This window comes from Oleiphilus sp. HI0067 (genome assembly GCF_001635735.1).
The window spans coordinates 1-1865 of the sequence record NZ_LWFI01001121.1 but is presented as its reverse complement, the minus strand read 5'-3'; the positions used below and the strand labels follow the sequence as shown (position 1 = coordinate 1865).

3 protein-coding genes are annotated in these 1865 nt (G+C 44.8%); all 3 read right to left on the bottom strand.

What is annotated here, in order from left to right:
- Window positions 1-295, bottom strand: a 295-nt coding sequence (locus A3739_RS16210; RefSeq protein WP_369821108.1) for a 4-(cytidine 5'-diphospho)-2-C-methyl-D-erythritol kinase, incomplete at its 3' end; no start/stop codon positions are given.
- Window positions 280-828 (bottom strand): lipoprotein insertase outer membrane protein LolB, encoded by a 549-nt coding sequence (gene lolB, locus A3739_RS16205; protein WP_197472366.1) that lies wholly within the window; start codon window positions 826-828, stop codon window positions 280-282. The genes lolB and A3739_RS16210, both read right to left, overlap by 16 nt.
- A gap of 60 nt (window positions 829-888) precedes the next feature.
- On the bottom strand, window positions 889-1865 hold a 977-nt coding region (locus A3739_RS16200; RefSeq protein WP_156502627.1), incomplete at its 5' end, for a tetratricopeptide repeat protein.

The following is a 1865-nucleotide window of genomic DNA, read 5'->3' as shown; positions in this document are numbered from 1 at the left end:
CTCCACCCATGGGTAGACGTTTATTTAGCGTGATGTCGACCCCTTTATAGTACGTGGCGAAAGGTTCCAAAAATTTTGCAGCTTTGTAAATTAGATTGTCTTCGACAGGAATGTCGTTGAACTCAGGTTTGATCGTAATAGCTTGGCTTGAGTTCAGTTCAAAATGTAGTTCGTCCCCAAAATCGAGAAGTTGAAAAACTGTTTGAAGTTCATGGTAGCCGTCTGGTCTGCGCCCATTGATATGTAGGAATAGATTTAACTTGGCGGGGGCTGGAAGGCTTAGAGAATGGACCATTGTGCAACTACCAATGTAATACGCGTGTCGTTTTGTTCGATTTTGATTCGGCCAGGTAAGGGAAGGTTTGATACATCGTGGTAGCGATCTAGGTGTATTGTCCAGCCATCTTGTTCAAGTGTAGATAGTAGGCCTTGGTCGTTGAGCGTTTCTTGGGATTTAGATTGCGGTGCTGGAATGCCGCGCAGCCAATAGCGAATTCTTTGTATAGGTAAGGGGCTGCCTAGTAACTCTTTGATTGTGTAGTTAGGGTAGTCTGATCTAACTGGTTCTTGGCCGGGTTCGTTAGCCTCAATCCAGGCGGCGGTGCCTTTCAGTTCGATGGCGCCTAATCCAAAGAATGCAGAACTTAATTCGATTTGGTATTTGTCAGCGTCTTGAAGCCAGTTGTTGATGGCGACACTGAAAGCTTCTTCGCTATTGCGAAAGCCTAGTTTGCCATTAAATTGAAAGGTCTCAATTTGATAAAGCTTAGCGCGGAGTTCTTTTGAGCCGTCGTTTTCGAAGCTTTTATAGCTACTAGAGCAGCTCATCAGTAATAAGCTGAACACTATCGTGAAAGTCCAGCGAGATATGGTTTGAGGCATTTTCTTTTAAGACTCTGAGTTTGTTTCTAACTCAGGCTCTGGTTGGTCTTCGGCAGAGTTTGTAGNGCTATCTTCAGAGTCAGCGTTGGGTTCAAGCATTTCGGGTGCAAGTCTCTGTAGCGTCTCTATTAATACCTTATGATCTGGTTGTTGACGCAAACTGTTGCTCCAAACAGTTCTTGCTTGGTCTTTTTTGTCGAGTGACCAAAGTGCCTCGCCTAAGTGTGCTGCTACTTCTCCGTCTGGATATTTTAAGTACGCTGCACCTAGTAACTGTACCGCTTCTTCGGCTTTTCCTAATCGGAAAAGGACCCAGCCCATGCTATCCATGATGGCTGGATTATCTGGTTTTAGCACAAGCGCCTTGCCAATGAGTTGCGCAGCTTCCTCGAGTCGATCTGTGCGATCAGCCAAGGTATAACCTAGGGCGTTCAGGGCAATCGCATTATTTGGGTTTTGGTCGATGAGGTGGCGCAGGTCTGCTTCCATTTCTTCAAGCCGATCGTCGCCTTCGTAATGCATTGCTCGTGCGTAGACGAGTTGTTCATCATTTGGATGATCAGCAATACCTTTGTCGAGGCTCTCTAATGCTGCGTCACGTTGTTCAAATGTGTTCAATAGCTTGTATTCAATGAGCCATAATCTGACTTCGTTATTTGGCTGTTCTTTGCGCAGGCTTGCAAGTAATTCGATCGCTTCATCTTGGCGATCAAGCTTGGTAAGTATGTAGGCCTGACGTTCAACAGACGAATTGTAATGTGTTCCAGGTGAGACGGCTTTGAAGTAGTTAAGTGCTTCTTCAAGTTGTTCCTGTTCTTCTGAATATCGACCAAGGTAGTAGTTTGCGTCGTTTTTGTGCGCAGGGTAATTTTTCAATTGCTCGAAGACGACAGTTGCTTCTTCTGGTTTGTTAATTTCTAAAAGTAGAAGAGCGTACGAAAGTTTTAAGCTTGGAGACTCAGGGTAATATTCTATAAGTTGAG

Excerpts from the sequence above, each read along its gene's own strand:
- lolB (WP_197472366.1), bottom strand. The coding sequence starts at position 828 with ATGAGCTGCTCTAGTAGCTATAAAAGCTTCGAAAACGACGGCTCAAAA.